The organism is Pseudovibrio denitrificans JCM 12308, assembly GCF_001310815.1.
Lineage (GTDB): Bacteria > Pseudomonadota > Alphaproteobacteria > Rhizobiales > Stappiaceae > Pseudovibrio > Pseudovibrio denitrificans.
On record NZ_BAZK01000016.1, the window covers coordinates 1 to 19,794 of the forward strand.

28 protein-coding genes and 2 pseudogenes are annotated in these 19,794 nt (G+C 52.1%); all 30 read left to right on the forward strand.

Translation table 11 applies throughout. The annotated features are described in order from the left end of the window. Positions 1-94 precede the first annotated feature (94 nt). The 30 genes and pseudogenes from rpsJ (at position 95) to JCM12308_RS19200 (ending at position 19,769) form a co-directional block, all read left to right on the forward strand. Positions 95-403 carry a 30S ribosomal protein S10 gene (gene rpsJ, locus JCM12308_RS19055; protein WP_008547405.1) on the forward strand — a complete coding sequence of 103 codons (309 nt, stop codon included), beginning with the start codon at positions 95-97 and terminating at the stop codon, positions 401-403. Positions 404-424: 21 nt separating this feature from the next. Continuing rightward, the gene (rplC, locus tag JCM12308_RS19060; RefSeq protein WP_014286298.1) at positions 425-1,141 is read left to right on the forward strand and encodes a 50S ribosomal protein L3; all 717 of its coding nucleotides are present in this window, start codon (positions 425-427) and stop codon (positions 1,139-1,141) included. Continuing rightward, complete coding sequence (gene rplD, locus JCM12308_RS19065; protein WP_008547526.1) at positions 1,141-1,758, forward strand: 50S ribosomal protein L4; 618 nt, start codon at positions 1,141-1,143, stop codon at positions 1,756-1,758. Before rplC ends, rplD begins: the two co-directional genes overlap by 1 nt. Then, on the forward strand, positions 1,758-2,051 hold the full coding sequence (locus JCM12308_RS19070) for a 50S ribosomal protein L23 (protein ID WP_008547868.1): 294 nt from the start codon (positions 1,758-1,760) through the stop codon (positions 2,049-2,051). Before rplD ends, JCM12308_RS19070 begins: the two co-directional genes overlap by 1 nt. A 13-nt stretch (positions 2,052-2,064) precedes the next feature. Continuing rightward, positions 2,065-2,898: a 50S ribosomal protein L2 gene (rplB, locus tag JCM12308_RS19075; RefSeq protein WP_008547462.1), complete on the forward strand. Its 834-nt coding sequence runs from the start codon at positions 2,065-2,067 to the stop codon at positions 2,896-2,898. Between the two features lie 12 nt (positions 2,899-2,910). Continuing rightward, positions 2,911-3,189 (forward strand): 30S ribosomal protein S19, encoded by a 279-nt coding sequence (gene rpsS, locus JCM12308_RS19080; protein ID WP_008547370.1) that lies wholly within the window; start codon positions 2,911-2,913, stop codon positions 3,187-3,189. Positions 3,190-3,191: 2 nt separating this feature from the next. Then, entirely contained in the window at positions 3,192-3,572 is a 381-nt protein-coding gene (gene rplV, locus JCM12308_RS19085) for a 50S ribosomal protein L22 (RefSeq protein ID WP_008547759.1), read from the forward strand. Then, positions 3,572-4,288, forward strand: coding sequence for a 30S ribosomal protein S3 (rpsC, locus tag JCM12308_RS19090; RefSeq protein ID WP_008548029.1), 717 nt, complete (start codon positions 3,572-3,574; stop codon positions 4,286-4,288). The genes rplV and rpsC overlap by 1 nt, the downstream gene beginning before the upstream one ends. Before the next feature lie 43 nt (positions 4,289-4,331). Then, on the forward strand, positions 4,332-4,745 hold the full coding sequence (gene rplP / locus JCM12308_RS19095; RefSeq protein ID WP_008547866.1) for a 50S ribosomal protein L16: 414 nt from the start codon (positions 4,332-4,334) through the stop codon (positions 4,743-4,745). Positions 4,746-4,768: 23 nt separating this feature from the next. Continuing rightward, on the forward strand, positions 4,769-4,969 hold the full coding sequence (rpmC, locus tag JCM12308_RS19100) for a 50S ribosomal protein L29 (RefSeq protein WP_008547599.1): 201 nt from the start codon (positions 4,769-4,771) through the stop codon (positions 4,967-4,969). A 10-nt stretch (positions 4,970-4,979) separates the two neighbouring features. Beyond that, positions 4,980-5,222 (forward strand): 30S ribosomal protein S17, encoded by a 243-nt coding sequence (rpsQ, locus tag JCM12308_RS19105; protein WP_037036314.1) that lies wholly within the window; start codon positions 4,980-4,982, stop codon positions 5,220-5,222. A gap of 58 nt (positions 5,223-5,280) precedes the next feature. Beyond that, entirely contained in the window at positions 5,281-5,649 is a 369-nt protein-coding gene (gene rplN / locus JCM12308_RS19110; protein ID WP_008547447.1) for a 50S ribosomal protein L14, read from the forward strand. Beyond that, positions 5,649-5,966: a 50S ribosomal protein L24 gene (gene rplX / locus JCM12308_RS19115; RefSeq protein ID WP_008547821.1), complete on the forward strand. Its 318-nt coding sequence runs from the start codon at positions 5,649-5,651 to the stop codon at positions 5,964-5,966. The genes rplN and rplX overlap by 1 nt, the downstream gene beginning before the upstream one ends. After that, positions 5,959-6,516 carry a 50S ribosomal protein L5 gene (gene rplE / locus JCM12308_RS19120; protein WP_008547749.1) on the forward strand — a complete coding sequence of 186 codons (558 nt, stop codon included), beginning with the start codon at positions 5,959-5,961 and terminating at the stop codon, positions 6,514-6,516. The genes rplX and rplE overlap by 8 nt, the downstream gene beginning before the upstream one ends. A gap of 33 nt (positions 6,517-6,549) precedes the next feature. Further along, positions 6,550-6,855, forward strand: a complete 306-nt coding sequence (gene rpsN / locus JCM12308_RS19125; protein WP_008547545.1) for a 30S ribosomal protein S14 — start codon at positions 6,550-6,552, stop codon at positions 6,853-6,855. Positions 6,856-6,867: 12 nt separating this feature from the next. Then, on the forward strand, positions 6,868-7,266 hold the full coding sequence (rpsH, locus tag JCM12308_RS19130) for a 30S ribosomal protein S8 (RefSeq protein ID WP_008548012.1): 399 nt from the start codon (positions 6,868-6,870) through the stop codon (positions 7,264-7,266). A gap of 44 nt (positions 7,267-7,310) precedes the next feature. Continuing rightward, entirely contained in the window at positions 7,311-7,844 is a 534-nt protein-coding gene (rplF, locus tag JCM12308_RS19135; protein ID WP_008547719.1) for a 50S ribosomal protein L6, read from the forward strand. Positions 7,845-7,855: 11 nt separating this feature from the next. Continuing rightward, the gene (gene rplR, locus JCM12308_RS19140; RefSeq protein ID WP_008547748.1) at positions 7,856-8,209 is read left to right on the forward strand and encodes a 50S ribosomal protein L18; all 354 of its coding nucleotides are present in this window, start codon (positions 7,856-7,858) and stop codon (positions 8,207-8,209) included. Positions 8,210-8,250: 41 nt separating this feature from the next. After that, positions 8,251-8,814 (forward strand): 30S ribosomal protein S5, encoded by a 564-nt coding sequence (gene rpsE, locus JCM12308_RS19145; protein WP_008548041.1) that lies wholly within the window; start codon positions 8,251-8,253, stop codon positions 8,812-8,814. 38 nt (positions 8,815-8,852) lie between these two features. Beyond that, a complete protein-coding gene (rpmD, locus tag JCM12308_RS19150; protein ID WP_008548093.1) occupies positions 8,853-9,047 on the forward strand; it encodes a 50S ribosomal protein L30 in 195 nt (64 codons plus the stop codon). Positions 9,048-9,066: 19 nt separating this feature from the next. After that, positions 9,067-9,534 (forward strand): 50S ribosomal protein L15, encoded by a 468-nt coding sequence (gene rplO, locus JCM12308_RS19155; RefSeq protein ID WP_008547624.1) that lies wholly within the window; start codon positions 9,067-9,069, stop codon positions 9,532-9,534. 48 nt (positions 9,535-9,582) lie between these two features. Then, on the forward strand, positions 9,583-10,923 hold the full coding sequence (secY, locus tag JCM12308_RS19160; RefSeq protein WP_008547409.1) for a preprotein translocase subunit SecY: 1,341 nt from the start codon (positions 9,583-9,585) through the stop codon (positions 10,921-10,923). Then, complete coding sequence (locus JCM12308_RS19165) at positions 10,920-11,492, forward strand: adenylate kinase (RefSeq protein WP_008547880.1); 573 nt, start codon at positions 10,920-10,922, stop codon at positions 11,490-11,492. The genes secY and JCM12308_RS19165 overlap by 4 nt, the downstream gene beginning before the upstream one ends. A 220-nt stretch (positions 11,493-11,712) precedes the next feature. Beyond that, positions 11,713-12,081: a 30S ribosomal protein S13 gene (gene rpsM, locus JCM12308_RS19170; protein ID WP_008547985.1), complete on the forward strand. Its 369-nt coding sequence runs from the start codon at positions 11,713-11,715 to the stop codon at positions 12,079-12,081. Between the two features lie 64 nt (positions 12,082-12,145). Then, a complete protein-coding gene (gene rpsK / locus JCM12308_RS19175) occupies positions 12,146-12,535 on the forward strand; it encodes a 30S ribosomal protein S11 (RefSeq protein ID WP_037036234.1) in 390 nt (129 codons plus the stop codon). Between the two features lie 79 nt (positions 12,536-12,614). Continuing rightward, positions 12,615-13,637, forward strand: a complete 1,023-nt coding sequence (locus tag JCM12308_RS19180) for a DNA-directed RNA polymerase subunit alpha (protein ID WP_008547854.1) — start codon at positions 12,615-12,617, stop codon at positions 13,635-13,637. Between the two features lie 79 nt (positions 13,638-13,716). After that, positions 13,717-14,151: a 50S ribosomal protein L17 gene (gene rplQ / locus JCM12308_RS19185; protein ID WP_037036236.1), complete on the forward strand. Its 435-nt coding sequence runs from the start codon at positions 13,717-13,719 to the stop codon at positions 14,149-14,151. A gap of 345 nt (positions 14,152-14,496) precedes the next feature. After that, a complete protein-coding gene (locus JCM12308_RS19190; RefSeq protein ID WP_054784771.1) occupies positions 14,497-16,695 on the forward strand; it encodes a methyl-accepting chemotaxis protein in 2,199 nt (732 codons plus the stop codon). 263 nt (positions 16,696-16,958) lie between these two features. Next, positions 16,959-18,403: pseudogene (locus tag JCM12308_RS19195) on the forward strand (Do family serine endopeptidase). A 56-nt stretch (positions 18,404-18,459) separates the two neighbouring features. Then, a pseudogene (locus JCM12308_RS19200) lies at positions 18,460-19,769 on the forward strand (replication-associated recombination protein A). Positions 19,770-19,794: the final 25 nt, after the last annotated feature.

Here is a 19,794-nt window from a genome sequence, read left to right on the forward strand (position 1 = left end):
CGTTGTAGCTGAAATCATCGAATAAGAATTGAGTTTGGGCTGCGGTTCGACTTTATGTTGAACCGCAGTCGCCTTACTCAGTTAAGGATTAGTCATGAACGGTCAGAATATTCGGATCCGCCTGAAGGCGTTTGATCACCGTGTTCTTGACGCTTCCACTAAGGAAATCGTGAACACGGCGAAACGGACCGGCGCGCAAGTGCGTGGGCCAGTTCCGTTGCCGACGCGGATTGAGAAGTACACCGTACTTCGCGGACCGCATGTTGATAAAAAGAGCCGCGATCAGTTCGAAATGCGCACTCATAAGCGCCTTCTCGACATCGTCGATCCAACACCACAGACAGTAGATGCTTTGATGAAGCTCGACCTGGCTGCTGGCGTTGACGTCGAGATCAAGCTCTAAGTGCGGCAAGGGGACACAGTAATGCGTTCTGGAGTGATCGCACAGAAGGTGGGTATGACCCGTATCTATAACGAGGCAGGTGAACACGTGCCCGTTACAGTACTGCGTCTAGACAACTGTCAGGTTGTTGCTCACCGGACGGCAGAAAAGAACGGCTACACTGCGCTTCAGTTGGGCGTAGGTGCAGCAAAAGTTAAGAACACGAACCGCGCAATGCGTGGCCACTTTGCAGTTGCAAAGGTTGAGCCTAAGCGCAAACTCGCTGAGTTCCGTGTTTCTGAAGAAAACATGATCGAAGTTGGTGCTGAGCTTACTGCTGACCACTTCCTTAACGGTCAGTTTGTGGATGTAACCGGCACCTCTATCGGTAAGGGCTTTGCTGGTGCGATGAAGCGTCACAACTTCGGTGGTGGTCGCGCTTCTCATGGTGTGTCTATCTCACACCGTGCGCACGGTTCTACCGGTCAGTGTCAGGATCCAGGTAAGGTGTTCAAAGGCAAGAAAATGGCCGGTCACCTTGGTGCAGAACGCGTCACCACTCAGAACCTGAAAGTTGTACGTACTGACGTAGAACGTGGTCTGATCATGGTTGAAGGTTCCGTTCCTGGTTCTAAAGGCGGTTGGATCCTGGTTCGTGATGCAATTAAGAAGTCTCTGCCAGAGAACGCTCCTGTACCAGGTGCATTCCGTCAGAACTCTGCTGTTGCAGCGGCTGAAGCTGGGAAGGAAGGTGAGTGATGGAACTCGAGGTTAAAACCCTCGGCGGCAAAGCTGCGGGTTCGATCACAGTGTCTGACGAGATCTTTGGTCTCGAGCCACGTATTGACCTGATCCAGCGCGTTGTTCGCTGGCAGCTTGCAAAGCGCCAGGCTGGTACTCATAAATCTCTGGGTCGCTCAGAGGTAAACGGTACCACCAAAAAATTCGTACGCCAGAAAGGCTCTGGCGGCGCACGTCACGGTAACCGTAAAGCTCCTCAGTTCCGTGGTGGTGGTAAGGCATTTGGTCCAGTTGTGCGTGAACACGCTCACGATCTTCCTAAGAAGGTTCGTGCTCTGGGTCTGAAACATGCCCTGTCTGCAAAAGCAGCTTCCGGCAATCTCTATATTGTTGAAGATGCAAAAGCAGCAGAAGCCAAAACCAAGGCTCTGAAAGAACAGCTCGGTTCTCTCGGTTTGACCAGTGCGTTGTTCGTGGACGGTGCAGAAGTAGATGCAAACTTCGGTTTGGCTACCCGCAACATTCCACTCGTAGATGTACTGCCAGTTCAGGGTATCAACGTTTACGACATTCTTCGTCGTGATACGCTTGTCCTGACCAAAGCGGCAGTTGCAGCTTTGGAGGAGCGCTTCTAATGAGCAAGCTCGTTCACTACGACAAAATCGTATCTCCGGTGATCACTGAGAAAGCTACTTTTGCTTCTGAAGAGAACAAGGTTGTTTTCAAAGTTGCTCTCACCGCAACTAAACCGGAAATCAAAGCAGCTGTTGAATCTCTGTTTGGCGTTAAAGTCAAAGCAGTCAACACACTGGTTCGCAAGGGTAAAACCAAGCGCTTCAAAGGTGTTGTCGGCAAGCAGAACGACTTCAAAAAAGCTGTGGTCACTCTGGAAGATGGTCAGTCCATCGACGTGACGACCGGTCTTTAAGGGGTAGGACAAAATGGCACTTAAGACATTTAATCCGACATCTCCTGGCCGTCGTCAGCTGGTCCAGGTAGACCGTTCTGATCTTTGGAAAGGCAAGCCAGTCAAGAAATTGACTGAAGGTCTGTCCAAGTCCGGTGGTCGTAACAACTACGGTCGTAAGACTGCAAACAACATTGGTGGTGGTCACAAGCGTACCTACCGCCTGATCGACTTCAAGCGTCGTAAATTCGACGTTGTCGGTACTGTTGAGCGTCTGGAATACGATCCAAACCGTACCGCTTTCATCGCTCTCATCACTTATGATGATGGTGAGCAGGCATACATCCTGGCTCCACAGCGTCTTGCTGCTGGCGACAAGATCATTGCTGGTGAAGCTGTGGACATCAAGCCGGGCAACGCTATGCCACTGGCTTCTATCCCAGTCGGTACGATCATTCACAACATCGAGATGAAGCCAGGTAAAGGCGCGCAGATCGCTCGCTCCGCTGGTGCTTACGCTCAGATCGTTGGTCGTGACGCTGGTTACACTGTAATCCGTCTTCTGTCTGGTGAGCAGCGCCGTGTACTCGGCACCTGCATGGCCACAGTTGGTGCAGTATCAAACCAGGATCACGCTAACATCAACCTGGGTAAAGCAGGTCGTTCTCGTTGGCTGGGCCGTCGCCCACACGTTCGCGGTGTTGCTATGAACCCGATCGACCACCCGCACGGTGGTGGTGAAGGTCGTACTTCCGGTGGACGTCATCCGGTTACTCCTTGGGGTAAACCGACCAAAGGTAAGCGCACACGACGTAATAAAGCTAGCGATAAGTTTATCGTACGCTCACGTCATGCGCGGAAGAAGTAAGGGGAACGGATCGTGGCACGTTCGATCTGGAAAGGGCCGTTCATTGACGGTTACCTCCTGAAGAAAGCGGAAAAGGTTCGCGAGTCCGGCCGTAACGAGGTCATCAAGACCTGGAGCCGCCGCTCCACCATTCTTCCGCACTTTGTGGGGTTGACTTTTGGCGTCTACAACGGTCAAAAGCACATTCCTGTTTTGATCAGCGAAGACATGGTAGGTCACAAGCTGGGCGAATTCGCTCCAAGCCGCACCTACTACGGTCATGGCGCTGACAAAAAGGCGAAGAGGAAATAAAGATGGGCAAGCAGAAGCATGAGCGGACGCTCGCCGACAATGAGGCTAAAGCAGTAGCTCGTATGCTGCGCGTTTCTCCACAGAAACTCAATCTCGTTGCTGCATCGATCCGCGGTAAGAAGGTTGGTACTGCTCTTGCTGACCTGACCTTCTCACGCAAGCGTATCTCTGGCGATGTCAAGAAATGCCTGATGTCTGCTATTGCAAACGCTGAAAACAACCATGATCTCGACGTCGACAACCTTGTCGTCGCCGAGGCATTCGTTGGCAAGGCGCTTGTAATGAAGCGTTTCCAGCCACGTGCCCGTGGTCGTGTTGGACGGATTCTGAAGCCGTTCTCCAACCTGACCATCGTGGTTCGTGAAGTTGAGGAGGCAGCCTGATGGGTCAGAAGATTAATCCAATCGGCCTTCGTCTTGGCATCAACCGGACCTGGGATTCCCGCTGGTTCGCGAGCAAGAACGAATATGGCGATCTTCTTCATGAAGATTTCCGCATTCGCGAATACCTGCTCAAAGAACTGAAGCAGGCTGCTGTTTCTAAGGTTGTCATCGAACGTCCGCACAAAAAGTGCCGCGTAACTATCCACTCTGGTCGTCCAGGTGTTGTTATCGGTAAAAAAGGTGCAGACATCGAGCGTCTTCGTAAGAAGCTGTCCGCGATGACTAACTCCGAAGTACACCTCAACATCGTTGAAGTGCGCAAGCCGGAAACAGATGCAGCGCTTGTTGCAGCATCTATCGCTCAGCAGCTCGAGCGTCGTGTAGCATTCCGTCGTGCCATGAAGCGTGCAGTTCAGTCTGCAATGCGTCTTGGCGCTCAGGGCATCCGTATTAACTGCGGTGGTCGTCTGGGCGGTGCGGAAATCGCACGTATCGAATGGTACCGTGAAGGTCGCGTGCCACTGCACACTCTTCGTGCAGACATCGACTATGGTACCGCGACTGCACACACCGCTTACGGTGCTTGCGGCGTGAAAGTCTGGATCTTCAAGGGCGAAATCCTTGAGCATGATCCAATGGCTTCCGAACGTCGTGCGACCGAAGGTGGTGGCAAGAGCGAACGCCAAGGTGGCGGTCGTCGTGAGCGCGCAGCATAAGCTGCGCCTCCAACGGCTAAACTAGTTAAGCGAGAGAAAAGCTATGCTGCAACCAAAGCGTACTAAGTTCCGCAAGCAGCACAAGGGCCGCATCCATGGCAACGCCAAGGGTGGTACGGACCTCAATTTCGGCGCCTACGGCCTTAAGGCCATGGAGCCAGAGCGTATCACCGCTCGTCAGATTGAGGCTGCCCGTCGTGCAATGACCCGTTACATGAAGCGTGCGGGTCGCGTGTGGATCAGAATCTTCCCGGATGTTCCTGTATCCTCCAAGCCGGCTGAAGTCCGTATGGGTAAGGGTAAAGGTTCTCCTGAGTACTGGGCGTGCCGGGTTAAACCTGGTCGCATCATGTTCGAAATGGACGGTGTGTCTGAAGAAATTGCTCGTGAAGCAATGCGTCTGGCCGCTGCAAAACTCCCAATTAAGTGCCGGTTCGTCCAGCGCATTGGCGAGTAATCGGACATCGAAAGGAAAAGGCCATGAAGGCTACCGATGTAAGAGCTAAGACCTCTGATGAGCTCAAGGCAAACCTGGAAGAACTGAAAAAAGAACAGTTCAACCTGCGTTTCCAGCGGGCCACCGGTCAGCTCGAAAACACCGCTCGTGTTCGTCAGGTTCGCCGGGACATCGCGCGGATCCAGACAGTACTGCGCGAGAAGCGCGTGTCTGACAACGCATAAGGAGCTAATGATGCCAAAGCGTATTTTGCAGGGTGTCGTTGTTAGCGATGCGAACGAAAAGACAGTAACGGTTAAGGTAGAGCGTCGCTTTACCCACCCATTGCTGAAAAAAGTTGTGCGCCGTACGAAGAAGTATCGTGCACATGACGAAAATAATTCTTACAAGGTTGGCGACACAGTTCAGATTGAAGAGTGTGCTCCAATCTCTAAGAATAAGAAATGGACCGTTGTTTCTTCGGAAGCAGCGAGCTAGTGAACGCATCCAGCATTTCTAATTTTTAGATTGCTGAGAAAGAACAAGGCGACGAGTCATGATTCAGATGCAAACAAACCTCGACGTTGCCGATAACAGCGGTGCGCGTCGTGTCATGTGCATCAAAGTGCTCGGCGGCTCCAAACGGAAGTATGCTGGCGTTGGCGACATCATTGTTGTCTCCGTCAAAGAAGCAATTCCGCGGGGTCGTGTTAAAAAGGGCGACGTGATGAAAGCGGTCGTCGTGCGCACGGCTAAAGACATCCGTCGTGCAGACGGCAGTGTGATCCGCTTCGACCGCAACGCGGCTGTGCTGATCAACAACAACAAAGAACCGATCGGAACACGTATTTTTGGCCCAGTTCCTCGTGAACTGCGTGGCAAGAATCACATGAAGATCATTTCGCTTGCGCCGGAGGTGCTCTGATGCCCGCGAAGATCAAAAAGGGCGACAAGGTCGTCGTAATTGCCGGTCGTGACAAAGGAAAGACTGGGGAAGTTCTCCAGATGATCCCATCCGAAAACCGCGCTGTCGTGCGTGGCGTAAACATGGTGAAACGTCACCAGCGCCAGACCCAGCAGAGCGAGGGTGGCATCATCACAAAGGAAGCTCCAATTCAGCTTTCCAATATTGCCATTGCTGATCCTAAGGATGGCAAGCCGACCCGCGTCGGTTTCACGACTAATGAAGCAGGCAACACTGTACGCGTTGCCAAGCGTTCAGGAGACGTGATTGATGGCTGACGCTACTTACACTCCACGGCTGAAAGCGCACTACAATGATGTAGTGCGTGGCCAGCTTCAGGAGAAGTTTAACTACACCAACCCAATGATGATCCCTTCGGTCGAAAAGATCGTTTTGAACATGGGTGTTGGTGAAGCTGTTGGTGACAGCAAGAAGGCTCGTATCGCTGCTGAAGATCTGAGCTTGATTGCTGGTCAAAAGGCGGTTATTACCCGTGCTAGAAAATCTATCGCGACCTTTAAGGTTCGTGAAGATATGCCACTGGGTACTAAAGTTACACTTCGTCGTAACCAGATGTTCGAATTCATGGATCGTTTGATCACCATCGCGCTTCCGCGCGTACGTGACTTCCGCGGCCTGAATCCGAAGAGCTTCGACGGACGTGGCAACTACGCTATGGGCCTTAAAGAACACATTGTCTTCCCAGAGATTGACTACGATAAAGTAGATCAGATGTGGGGTATGGACATTGTTGTTTGTACCACAGCGAAAACCGATGACGAAGCGCGTGAACTGCTGCGCGCGTTCAACTTCCCGTTCCGCAAATAATAGCGGTATACGGGAAAGGAACGAGGACAGACGATGGCGAAGAAAAGCGCGGTCGAGAAAAACAAGCGGCGCGTAGCTCTTGTTAGCAAATTTGCTGACAAGCGTGCTGCCCTGAAGGCCATGGCCAAAGACGAGAGCTTGTCCCTTGAGGAGCGTTTCAATGCACGGCTTAAGCTTGCTAAGCTGCCGCGCAATTCCGCGCCTACACGGGTACGCAACCGGTGTGAAGTCACAGGTCGCCCACGCGGTTACTACCGCAAGCTTAAGATGTCGCGTATTGCGCTTCGTGAGTTGGGTTCCCTGGGCAAGATCCCGGGTCTCGTGAAGTCGAGCTGGTAAGGAGTTACTGCTATGTCGATTTCCGATCCAGTCGGGGATATGATCACGCGCATCCGTAATGCGCAGATGCGTCGCAAATCTAAAGTAAGCACACCTGCTTCTAAGTTGCGCGCTCGCATCCTGGACGTTCTGATTTCTGAAGGTTACATCCGCGGTTACACCGCTGTTGACTTCGGCGCAGGCAAGTCCGAACTTGAAATTGAACTGAAGTACTTTGATGGCGAACCAGTGATCCGCACCATTGAGCGCGTATCTAAGCCTGGTCGTCGCGTGTACTCTTCAGTCAAGAACATCCCACACGTTGCAAACGGCTTGGGTGTATCTATTCTGTCAACTCCTCAGGGCGTTATGGCAGACCACGATGCACGTGAGAAAAATGTGGGTGGTGAAGTACTCTGCCGCGTCTTCTGACGCGGCATTGCACGATTTAACAAAATAACAGACAGGTTGATCTTATGTCTCGAATTGGCAAGAAGCCAGTCCCTGTGCCTAGCGGGGTAACGGCAACGATCAACGGCCAGGATGTTATCGTAAAAGGCCCGAAGGGGGAACTCTCCTTCGTGGTCAACGATCTCGTTTCGGTCGAAATGACGGATGATGGTATCCGTCTTGATCCGCGCAACCAGTCCAAGACTGCGCGTTCTATGTGGGGTATGTCCCGCACCATGGTCGCTAACCTCATCACAGGTGTGACCTCCGGCTTCGAAAAGCAGCTGGCGATTACCGGTGTTGGTTACCGTGCACAGGTTCAAGGCAAAACTCTTAATCTTGCTCTTGGTTTCTCTCACGATGTCAAGTTCGACATTCCTGAGGGTGTAGAAATCAAATGCCCGAAGCCGACAGAAATTGTCATCAACGGCATTAACAAGCAGCAGATTGGGCAGGTAGCCGCGAACATTCGTGAATATCGCCCACCTGAGCCATACAAAGGCAAGGGTATTCGTTATGCGGACGAGTTCATCGTTCGTAAAGAAGGCAAGAAGAAGTAACGGTACGGACCATGGCGAATGGAAATTCTTTCGAACGTCGTCGCGCCCGTGTGCGCCGTTCGATCCAAAAGGTAGCGAATGGTCGTCCTCGACTGTCCGTTTTCCGCTCATCCAAGCAGATTTACGCTCAGATCATCGACGATTCCAAGGGTGTGACCCTTGCTTCTGCGTCTACCATTGAGAAAGACGTAAAAGTAGAATACGGCGGCAACAAAGATGCTGCTGCTGTAGTTGGTAAGCTGATTGCTGAACGCGCTATTGCTGCTGGCATTAAAGAAGTCGTGTTTGATCGTGGTGGTTACATCTATCATGGCCGTGTAAAGGCCCTGGCAGATGCAGCACGTGAAGGCGGTCTGAACTTCTGATCGGCGCCTGTAGGTGCTCCTAGAGAACGGGAAACATTATTATGGCGAGACAGGATAATCGGGATCGTGAAGAGCGCGACAGCGAATTTGTCGATAAGCTTGTTCACATCAACCGCGTCGCTAAAGTAGTTAAGGGTGGCCGTCGCTTCGGCTTCGCTGCTCTTGTAGTAGTAGGTGACCAGAAGGGCCGTGTAGGCTTTGGTCACGGTAAGGCTCGCGAAGTGCCTGAAGCCATCCGCAAAGCAACTGAAGCTGCTAAGCGTACTATGGTTCGTGTACCACTTCGTGAAGGTCGTACTCTTCACCACGATGTTGAAGGCCGTCACGGCGCAGGTAAAGTTGTACTTCGTGCAGCTCCTGCTGGTACCGGTATCATTGCTGGTGGTCCAATGCGTGCGGTGTTCGAAACACTTGGTGTTCAGGACGTTGTTGCGAAGTCCCTCGGTACTTCCAACCCGTACAACATGGTTCGTGCAACCTTCGATGCGCTGAAAAAAGAAGACAGCCCGCGTTCTGTTGCAGCACGTCGTGGTCTCAAGGTATCTTCCTTGCAGGCTCGTCGTCGTGACAACGATGATGCGGCACCAGTAAAGGCTGAGGCGTAAGCCTTAGCTTTGCTGACTGAAGAACAAGGGTTAGTGTCATGGCTAATACTGAAAAGACTGTAACAGTCGAACAGATCGGTAGCCCGCTTCGCCGTCCTGCTGATCAGCGCGCAACGCTGGTTGGTCTGGGCCTGAACAAGATGCATCGTCGTCGTACTCTGAAGGACACTCCAGAAGTACGTGGCATGATCCGCAAGGTTCAGCATCTGGTTCGCGTTGTAGACGAAGCATAAGCGGACCGGGAGAACTATCATGAAGCTCAACGAACTCCGGGATAACCCGGGTGCAAGTCAGGATCGTACCCGCGTAGGTCGCGGTATCGGTTCTGGTAAGGGCAAGACCGGTGGCCGTGGTGTCAAAGGTCAGAAGTCCCGTTCGGGTGTTGCTATCAAGGGCTTTGAAGGCGGCCAGATGCCATTGCATCGTCGTCTTCCTAAGCGCGGCTTCACCAACATCTTTGCTAAGGACCTGAACATTGTGTCCTTGGGTCGTGTTCAGACAGCTATCGATGCAGGCAAGCTTGACGCTTCCGCACCGGTTACTGTTGAAGCACTTGTAGCAGCTGGCGTTGTTCGCCGCGTTCTGGATGGCGTTCGTCTGCTGTCCGACGGTGAACTGAAAACCGCTGTAACATTCGAAATTGCTGGCGCTTCCAAAACTGCTGTTGCAGCAGTTGAAAAAGCAGGCGGCAAGGTCGTAATCAAGGAAGGCAAGGCTTAACAGCCTTGTCTTTTTTTCGGGGTGTATCCAAACTGACCGGAGCGCGGAATGGCTTCTGCAGCCGAGCAACTTGCTTCAAACCTTAACTTTTCTGCCTTTGCTAAAGCCGAGGAACTGAAGAAGCGAATCTGGTTCACGCTAGGCGCGCTTTTGGTTTATCGATTCGGAACCTATATCCCTCTGCCTGGAATTAATCCTGACGCGCTCGCACAGGCCTTCGGAAACGTACAGACTGGCATTGTTGGCCTGTTTAATATGTTCTCCGGTGGTGCTGTCGAGCGTATGGCTATTTTTGCCCTCGGCATCATGCCTTACATTTCTGCGTCGATTATCATCCAGCTTATGACTTCCGTTGTTCCTACACTGGAACAGCTGAAGAAAGAGGGTGAGCAGGGCCGGAAAAAAATCAACCAGTACACACGTTTTGGTACAGTGATTCTGGCGACCTTCCAGGCTTACGGTATTTCCGTTGGTCTTGAAGCCGGCACGAACATTGTAATCGATCCGGGCTGGTTCTTCCGTATTGCAACAGTTCTTACCCTTGTTGGTGGTACTATGTTCCTGATGTGGCTGGGTGAGCAAATCACCTCTCGCGGCATTGGTAACGGCATTTCTTTGATCATTTTCGCCGGTATTGTTGCCGGGCTTCCTTCTGCGATTGCTTCCACTTTGGAACTTGGTCGTCAGGGCGCTCTTGCAACTCCGATCATTCTGGCAGTTGTTATTCTGTCAGTCGTGGTTATCGGCGTTATCGTATTCATGGAACGTGCACAGCGTCGTTTGCTGATTCAGTATCCACGTCGTCAGCAAGGCAATAAGATGTTTGAGGGGAACACTTCGTTCCTGCCACTCAAACTCAATACGGCAGGTGTTATTCCACCGATTTTTGCAAGCTCCTTGTTGCTGGTACCAGCGACTGTTTCCAGTTTCCAGACCGGTGATTCCACTGGTTCTATGGCGTGGTTGACGACTGTCACTGCGTTGCTGGGTCACGGTCAACCAGCCTACATGGTTCTTTATGCAGCACTAATCATCTTTTTCTGCTTCTTCTACACTGCGATTGTTTTCAATCCGTCGGAGACTGCAGACAACCTCAAGAAGCATGGTGGCTTCATTCCAGGGATCCGTCCAGGCGAACGTACTGCGCAGTACATTGACCATGTGCTAACTCGCATTACGGTTGTCGGTGCAATATACATTACTCTCATTTGTTTGTTGCCAGAGTTCCTGATCTCAGCAACGGGTGTGCCGTTCTACTTCGGTGGTACGTCTCTGCTCATTGTTGTTAGCGTCACCATGGATACCGTTTCTCAGATCCAGGGACACCTTCTTGCTCATCAGTACGAGGGCTTGGTGAAGAAGACGAAGTTGAGGGGGAAACGTAGATGAGATTGATTCTTCTTGGCCCTCCTGGTGCTGGTAAAGGCACTCAGGCAGGTCGACTTGTTGCGGCGCATGGTATTGTTCAGCTTTCCACTGGCGACATGCTTCGTGCAGCTGTAGCGGCTGAAACCGAAGTCGGCTTGAAGGTCAAAGATGTTCTGACACGTGGCGAACTGGTATCTGATGACCTGATTTGCTCCATCATTTCTGATCGTATTGATCAGGCTGATTGCGCAAAAGGTTTTATCCTTGACGGTTTCCCACGCACCATTGCTCAGGCTGACGCTCTCGGCGAACTGCTTGAGAAGAAGAACCAGAGACTTGATGCTGTTGTTCAGCTGAAAGTTGATGAAGGTATCCTTCTTGAACGTATCGAAACCCGTGCTCGTGAGAGTGCTGAAGTACGTTCCGATGACAATGCGGAGTCTTTGAAGAAGCGTCTTGCAGTGTACAACGAGCAAACAGCTCCTCTCATTCAGTACTACGGTGAGCGGAACATGCTGATGACCGTTGATGGCATGAAGTCCGTTGACGAAGTCGCTGCAGAGATCGATACAATTTTGAGCACGGTTTAATCCGTGCTTTTTGAAGGCAGGCGCTTGCGCTTGCCTTTATAATAAAGTATAGCCGGCGCACATCGACACCATAATCGATTGGCGCCGGTTTTCCTTGGGAAACCGAGGCTGATCTTTTTGCTGTGTGATGGTGCGCCTTCAACCTGCCAGGTTGTTGGTGTGTTATCGGCAAAAAATGGGAGAGGGGACAACCGTTCCCTCGTAATTGGAGAAAATAAACGTGGCACGTATTGCTGGCGTCAACCTTCCGACGAATAAGCGCGTAGTTATCGCGCTGCAGTACATTCATGGCATTGGCGCGAAGTTTGCGCAGGAAATCACCGACAAAGTTGGTATTGCTGCTGAACGTCGTGTTAACGAACTTTCTGACGCAGAAGTTCTGAAAATCCGTGAAGCAATCGACGCTGAGTACACCGTAGAAGGTGATCTTCGTCGTGAAACTGCAATGAACATTAAGCGTCTCATGGACCTTGGTTGCTACCGTGGCCTTCGCCACCGTCGTGGTCTTCCTGTTCGTGGTCAGCGCACTCATACCAACGCTCGTACCCGTAAGGGTCCTGCAAAAGCGATCGCTGGTAAGAAGAAGTAATTAGCCGGTTATCCGGTGGAGCCGCCGCACTACGGCGGTGAAGATATCGAAGTTAGGAAATAGAATGGCTAAAGATTCGACGCGTGTGCGTCGTCGCGAACGGAAGAACATTTCTTCTGGTGTCGCGCATGTGAACTCTACGTTCAACAACACCATGATCACCATCACCGATGCTCAGGGCAACGCGATCTCTTGGTCGTCTGCCGGCGCGCTCGGCTTTAAGGGTTCTCGTAAGTCTACCCCTTATGCTGCACAGGTCGCTGCCGAAGACGCTGGTCGTAAGGCTGCTGAACACGGCATGCGTACTCTCGAAGTAGAAGTACGTGGTCCAGGTTCTGGACGTGAATCCGCTCTGCGTGCGCTTCAGGCTGCAGGTTTCGTTATTACATCTATCCGTGATGTAACTCCGATCCCGCACAACGGTTGCCGTCCACGCAAGCGTCGCCGCGTCTAACAGTTCGTTAGGCAAGTTTTCCACCCAGGCAAGGAATTGTTGGCCATTAGGCTACGGGATAGCCAGAGGGTATTTAAACGTGACAATTCAGAAAAACTGGCAAGAGCTTATCAAGCCAACCAAACTCGACATTCGTGCTGGCGATGATGCACGCTTCAAAGCTTCTGTGATTGCAGAACCGCTTGAGCGTGGCTACGGCCTTACTCTTGGCAACGCACTGCGCCGCGTTCTGCTGAGCTCCCTTCAGGGTGCTGCAGTGACCGCTGTTCAGATCGATGGCGTTCTCCATGAGTTCTCATCTATTCCTGGCGTTCGTGAAGATGTGACCGACATCATCCTGAACATCAAGGAAGTAGCGCTTCGCATGGAAGGCGAGGGACCAAAACGTATGGTTCTGCGTAAGCAGGGTCCAGGTGCGGTCTACGCTGGTGACATTGAAACTGTAGGTGACATTGAGGTTCTTAACCCAGGTCTGCTGCTGTGTAACCTTGATGAAGGTGCGGAAGTTCGCATCGAATTCACTGTTAACACCGGCAAGGGTTATGTTCCTGCTGCCGCTAACCGCCCAGAAGACGCTCCAATCGGCCTGATTCCGGTTGACAGCCTGTATTCTCCGGTTAAGAAGGTTTCTTACAAGGTTGAGAACACCCGTGAAGGTCAGGTTCTTGACTATGATAAGCTGACTTTGACTGTTGAAACTGACGGATCTGTGATCCCTGAAGATGCAGTAGCATTTGCTGCTCGTATCCTGCAGGATCAGCTGTCTATCTTCGTGAACTTCGAAGAGCCACAGCGTGAAGTTCAGGAAGACACAGTTGCAGAACTTGCGTTCAACCCAGCACTGCTGAAGAAGGTTGATGAGCTCGAGTTGTCTGTACGTTCGGCAAACTGCCTGAAGAACGACAATATCGTATATATTGGCGATCTCATTCAGAAGACAGAAGCAGAAATGCTTCGCACACCGAACTTCGGTCGTAAGTCTCTCAACGAGATCAAAGAAGTTCTGGCGCAGATGGGCCTGCATCTCGGTATGGAAGTGGCAAACTGGCCACCAGAAAATATCGATGAGCTCGCTAAGCGCTACGAAGACCACCAATATTAAAGGAACAGGAGCCGAGTGCTTTGCATGAGGTTCCGGCGGTCTGAAGCAGATCGCAATTGACTTAACAAAGGAGAGGGCCATGCGCCACGGTAAATCCGGCCGCAAGCTCAATCGGACGTCAAGCCACCGTAAAGCGATGTTCGCTAACATGGCAGCTTCGCTCATCCAGCATGAGCAGATTGTAACGACGCTTCCGAAAGCAAAAGAGATGCGTCCAATCATCGAAAAGCTCATCACTCTGGGCAAGCGCGGCGACCTGCATGCACGTCGTCAAGCAATTTCCCAGATCCGCGACACTGCAATGGTATCCAAGCTGTTTGATACCCTCGCAGAGCGTTATGCGGACCGTCAGGGTGGTTACGCTCGCGTACTGAAAGCTGGCTTCCGTCATGGTGACAACGCACCAATGGCTGTTATCGAGCTGGTTGACCGCGACGTAGAAGCTAAAGGCGCTGCAGACCGTGCACGCGTTGAAGCAGAAGAAGCTGCGGAAGCAACTGAAGCTGCTGCATAAGCTTTTCGCATAAGCGATTTTAAAAAGGGTGCCTCCGGGCACCCTTTTTTATTGCCTGAACGAATTTCACCTTGAGGACGGCTGAAATCGAGAATCCTGAAGGGATCACAGGGTCGCGTTAGGGCAGTTTTATCAGGTGGAACGGGATCAGCATGTGGTGCACACTGTGCGCTAGGCATTGCAACTTAGGCTGGTAGGGAAAGAGACTAGTTGCGTGAAGAAATTCGGCTAAATGGCTTTGGTATTTTAAGATTTCTTCGATTTGAAAAGCATTTTAAATATTTGTTTTAAGCAGAGATTAACACTATGGCCTGACTATGCTCAACGTATTACTCGGGGGCTAATATGCGTTCTAAATCTGATGAGAGCGGCTCTGTATCCTCACCAAGAGTCAAAAATTATTTTAATCGTATTGCTGTTCGTCTTCCATTCATCATGGTTGGACTTGCAATTATTGCGAGTGCCGTCGTGGCATTCCTTGGGTATACGCGTGCGGAAAGCGCGCTGACTGAAGCAAGCAAGAAACAGCTGGTTCTTGTGGCTCAGGCTCGTCGGGATACACTCGATGAGAAGCTTGAGCGTGTTGATAGTGATATCAAGCGTCTGGTTAAGAGTAACGCCATGCGCGTTGCGATGACGGACCTACTGGCATCCATGGACTCTCTGAGTGCTGACAAGGAAGACATCCTTGGCTACTTCCAGAAGAGTGGGTCTTCAGCAGCTGAGCGTTTGCAGTTGACCGGCAACGGTAACAAGACGCTTTACTCATGGCGTCATGCGGTGGTTCACCCAGACTTCGTTGCCAGTGTTACCGGTGGCGGGTATGCGGATATTCTGATCATGGACGCAAATGGTCTGGTGATCTATTCCGCGACCAAGTCCTCAGAGTTTCTTGAGAGTGTGAAAGAAGGAAAGCTTTCTGGGTCTCTGCTGAGCCAGGAGTTCAACAAGGCGGCGAAAGCATCTGAAGGGGATGTGATCTATTCCGAGATTGCTCAGTATGAGCCGGATGGAAATGCTGCTTCCCTTCTGATCTCTGCACCAGTGTTTGTCGAAGACTTCAGTCAGGTGGTCTTCAAAGGCGTGATCACTGTTCGTCTGGACTCCTCGTTCTTCGATAGCGTTCTGCAAAATCGTGAGAACATGGGTGAGACTGGTCAGACCTATCTGGCGCGCATCGATGGCACCATCCTTTCCAACCAGGCTCTTTCTGATGTTCCAACTGCGTTGGTGAAGAAAGACGACCCTGAAGTTGTTGAGAAGGTTGTGGCAGATCTGCGTGCGAACCCAGAAACCAATGTGGGCTTTGCTGAAGTTCAGGAGCAGTTCGTTCTGGCGCTGCCACTTGGCTTCGAGAAACTGCCAACCGTTATTGTTGCAAAGACAAGCGTGAGCGAAGCGCTGGCTGTGGTTCATGCACTTGCCAAAGAGATCATCATCAGTGGCCTGATCGTTCTGGCTGTTGTTGCTGCGATCGGCATCTTCATGGCACGTAGCCTGTCTACTCCGCTCAATCGTCTGTCTTTCAACCTGAAGCAGATCGCTAACGGTAATCTGGATGTTGAGATCATCTCTGCTCAGCGCAAGGATGAGATTGGTGATATTGGCCGTGCAGTGAAATCCTTCCAGGCTGGTCTGGTTCGTGCAAAAGAGCTGGATGAGAAGCAGGAGAGGGAACAGCAGGAACAGGAAGAACGTGTGAAGCGTGTTGATGCTCTCAATGAGAGCTTCGATGTGGGCGTTCGTGATATCCTGACCACTGTGACTGATGCTGGTGGCAATCTGGAAAGCACTGCGAAGAGCATGGCAAGCATCTCTGAGCAGACCAACACTGAAGCGCAGACCGTGTCTTCTGCTTCTGAGCAGTCTCTGATGAACCTTCAGGCTGTTGCTGGCGCGGCTGAAGAGCTTTCTGCAACGGTTGGTGAGATTGACCGTGAGGTTCGTCGTTCCGCTGATGTGTCCAAGCAGGCGGCTGAGAAGGCTGCTGCGGCTGAGGTCTCTGTTAACGGTCTGATGGAAGCTGCTCAGCGTATTGGTGAAGTTGTTTCCCTGATCAATGACATTGCAGATCAGACCAACCTGCTGGCACTGAACGCGACCATTGAGGCTGCACGTGCTGGTGAAGCTGGTAAGGGCTTTGCGGTTGTTGCATCTGAAGTTAAGGGACTTGCGAACCAGACTGGTCAGGCGACTGGCGAGATCAGTGTTCAGATCCAGTCTGTTCAGGCTGAAACTGAGAAGGCTGTTGAAGCCATCAAGGAAATCAGCACCGTTATTGCTGATGTGAATGAAGCGGCGACCGCGATTGCTGGTGCTGTTCAGGAGCAGGCAGTGACTGCAACTGATATCTCCAGCAACATTCAGCAGGTGACTTCTGGTAGTTCTGAAGTGGCTCAGGCCATCACCCGTGTGAGCATGATCGCAAGTGATGCTGGTCATGAAGCGGAGAATGTTCTTGGTGCTGCAAACCAGCTGACTCATCAGTCTGAAGAGCTGAAGGTGATGGTTGAAGAGTACCTTGAGAACATCAGAGCAGCGTAACACCTGCCAGTTCTGATGAAGATTAGTGAAGCGCCGGGGAGACCCGGCGTTTTGCGTTTATGGAGGCATGGGTGATTGGTGCCAAGCAAAATGCCATAAGCCGTAAATCCACATGGAGTTTTCGGGGATACGAGCTGGCTGCCTAAAACCGACAGATTGGCCTTTTCATTTCCATATTGCAGACTTATCTGTAACCTGCTGCTCCCGAATTTTTTGAAAGAAAATCATTTTGACGTGGGGGCTCTTGCCGAAGGGATTTAAGAATGGGTCAAATCAGGAAGTCTGCTGCTCACTTGGTTCTTTGTGCGGTTCTTGGTGCATCTGGCGTGGTTGCGTCGCAAGGTGCAGGCGCACTGGCCAATGAGAAGACTGTTCCCACATCACAAGCTGAGATTTCGCTTTCCTTCGCCCCAGTTGTGAAGAAAGTGGCACCGGCAGTGGTGAACGTTTATGCCAGCCGCACTGTTCAGGAACGTCGCAGAGTTTCTCCGTTCTTTGATGACCCGTTCTTCCGCCGTTTCTTTGGGGAACAGTCAGATCGCTTTGCCCCGCGTTCCCGCAGCCGTGTTCAGAGCTCTCTGGGATCCGGTGTAATCGTTTCTGAGGATGGAACGATCATCACCAACCATCACGTGATTGCGGGCGCTGATGAGGTTCGTGTCGCGCTTTCTGATCGCCGTGAGTTTGATGCGGACATCATCCTCATGGATGAGCGCACTGACCTTGCTGTGCTCAAGGTGCGAGATCCTGATGGTGCCTTCCCGGTTGTCCCATTCGCTGATTCTGATGGCCTTGAGGTTGGTGATCTTGTGCTTGCCATTGGTAACCCGTTTGGGGTTGGTCAGACTGTGACGCAAGGCATTGTTTCTGCCGTGGCACGCAATCAGGTGGGTGTCTCTGACTATCAGTTCTTCATTCAGACCGACGCTGCTATCAACCCAGGTAACTCCGGTGGTGCACTGGTTGATCTGAAAGGGCGTCTGGTTGGTGTGAACACAGCAATCTTCTCTCGCTCCGGTGGCTCTAACGGTATCGGCTTTGCGATCCCAGCTAACATGGTGGAAGTGGTTGCCTCTGCTGCGGATGATGGCGGTATCGTGCGGCGCCCGTGGGTTGGCACCAGCGTGCAGCCTGTCAGCTCCGATATTGCGGCAAGCTTAGGTCTGGAGCGTCCGAGCGGTGTGCTTGTGACGCGTATTCAGGATGGTAGCCCGGCTGACCGTGCTGGGATTCGCGTTGGTGATCTGATCCTTTCTGTCGGCGGCACTGAGGTTGATGATCCGGATGCTTATGCTATCGCCTTGCCACCAAGAAGGTTGGCGGCACCACCAAATTTGAGGTGATGCGCGGTGGTGAGCCGTTCATGGTTGAAATCAGCCTGGAGCGTGCGCCGGAAACTGTGGCAAGAGACACACGGGAGATCAAAGGGAACTCGCCATTTACGGGTGTTCGGGTTATGAATCTTTCTCCAGCGGTGGCTGAAGAGCTGCGTATGTACAACGAGTTCTCTGGTGTGGTGATTGCTGATATTCAGGCGCGTAGTAATGCTGCCTATGTCGGCTTTAAACCCGGTGATATCGTGGTTGAGATCAATGGTGCAGAAGTGACAAGCACCAAAGACCTTTCCAAGCTGACAGCCAAGCGTCAGCGTACGTGGAACATCACCTTCAAGCGTGATGGTCAGCTGCGGCAGGTAAGTTTGCGATAATGCAGTCCTGAAGCATCGTTAGCTTCAAGGCTTGCGCAGAGGAATATTGAGAGACCATGAGTGATCTGTTTTCCGCCAATGGGATGGATCAACTGGAAGACAGGCCGCTTGCTGACCGCATGCGGCCTCGTGTTCTGGAGGATGTTGTCGGGCAAGGCCACCTGCTGGGTGAAGATGGTATTTTAAGCCGTATGCTGCGTTCCGGCTCTCTTGGGTCTCTCATCTTCTGGGGCCTCCGGGGACTGGTAAGACCACGGTGGCCCGATTGCTTGCTGATGCAACGGATCTGGAGTTTGAACAGATCTCTGCGATCTTCTCCGGTGTTGCGGATCTGAAGAAATGCTTTGAACGCGCCAAAGGGCGGCGGATCTCTGGCAAGCGGACATTGTTGTTTGTAGACGAGATCCATCGCTTCAACCGTGCTCAGCTGGATAGCTTTTTGCCTGTGATGGAAGACGGCACCATCACACTGGTTGGGGCGACTACCGAGAACCCGAGCTTTGAGCTGAACGCAGCGTTGCTCTCACGCTCTCATGTGCTCACCTTCCAATCCCTCAATGAAGATGCCTTGATTGACCTACTCAAGCGGGCTGAAGAGGAGATGGGCCGTGAGTTGCCTCTGGATGAAGAAGCGCGTCTTTCACTTGTTCGTATGGCCGATGGGGATGGTCGTTCTGCGCTGACATTGGCCGAAGATGTCTGGCGGACAGCTGGTGATGATGAGGTGTTTGATACTGAACGTCTTGCCGAAGTGGTTCAGCGCCGGGCGCCGATCTACGACAAGACCAAGGATGGTCACTACAATCTCATTTCTGCGCTGCATAAATCCATTCGCGGGTCTGATCCGGATGCCGCGCTTTACTGGATGTGCCGTATGCTGGAGGGCGGGGAAGATCCGCTTTACATCATCCGCCGTCTGACAGTGATGGCCTCTGAAGACATTGGCATGGCTGATCCGAATGCGTTGGTGCAGGTGAATGCTGCGCGTCATGCCTATCAGCTGGTCGGCTCTCCGGAAGGAGAGTATGCGCTTGCGCAGGCTGCGGTTTATCTGGCGACAGCTCCCAAATCCAATGCGTCTTATCTGGCCTATAAAGCCGCGCGGATGGATGCGCGGGAGCATGGATCTCTGGTGCCGCCAAAGCACATTCTCAATGCGCCAACGACCATGATGAAGAAGATGGGATACGGTGCGAGTTATCGGTATGACCATGATGAGCCGGATGCGTTCTCTGGTCAGGACTATTTCCCTGAGAAGATGGGCCGGCAGAAGTACTATGAGCCGAATGCCCGTGGGTTTGAGCGTGATATCCAGAAACGCTTGAGCTATTGGGATCGATTGAGAAAAGAACGCGGCAACCAGTAAGGCTGGCCCCTTGTTTTAGCGAGGG